Source organism: Aminobacter sp. P4_D5 (assembly GCF_056401815.1).
This window is the reverse complement of the sequence record NZ_JBFUIP010000727.1, coordinates 1-707: the sequence shown is the minus strand read 5'-3', so window position 1 is coordinate 707 and position 707 is coordinate 1. Positions and strand designations below refer to the sequence as shown.

The 707-nt window shown below is 72.1% G+C and carries 2 protein-coding genes; both read right to left on the bottom strand.

Annotation, left to right across the window (positions count from 1 at the left end):
- A partial coding sequence (locus tag AC1DWF_RS34610; RefSeq protein WP_476842996.1) for a glutamine amidotransferase-related protein occupies positions 1 to 424 on the bottom strand: 424 nt, incomplete at its 3' end.
- A 72-nt stretch (positions 425 to 496) separates the two neighbouring features.
- Positions 497 to 707: hypothetical protein (locus tag AC1DWF_RS34605; RefSeq protein ID WP_476842995.1), on the bottom strand; the 211-nt coding region annotated here is incomplete at its 5' end.

Here is a 707-nt window from a genome sequence, read left to right as displayed (position 1 = left end):
CGGTGATGCGGTCGCCATGCGACATCCACACCGTCTCCTTGGCGCCCTTGGCCCAGACGCCCTGGGTCAGCGAGCACTCGCCGGTGACATCGACGACGGCGCGGCCGAACTCCGCGGCATGCCCGCCCTCGACGGTCCCGCCGAGCTGCGCGGCCAGCGTCTGCTGGCCGTAGCAGATGCCCAGGATGGGCAGGCCCATCGAGAAGACCTCTTCCGGCGCGCGGGGCGATTCGCCCTCGGTGACGGATGCGGGGCCGCCGGAGAAGATGATGCCCTTGGGCGCGAAGGCGCGGATGCGGTCCGGCGCGGCGGCGTTGAAGGGCCAGACTTCGCAATAGACGCCGGTCTCGCGGAGCCGGCGCGCGATGAGCTGCGTCACCTGGCTGCCGAAATCGAGGATCAGGATTCGGTCGTGCTGGGTCATGCGCGCTTGAAATGGCGAATCAGGCCGGCGTCAAGCGCGTCTTGTGGGGCGCGACCATGCGCCGGAGGAGCCTCAGCGCGGAGCGGCGGCTTCCCGCTCGACGCAGCTGCCCAGGATCAGGAAGGACTGGCGCCGGTCGGCGAGGCGCGTGCAGCGCGAGCGGGCGCTGGCGGTGAGGCCGGGCCAGACCTGGGCCACGCCCTCGCGGGCTTCGGTCTCGCTCTGGATGCAGTCCGGCGAGGCCACGCTGTCGCGTGCGCCGGCCCGGCGCGCCGTTTCGAGG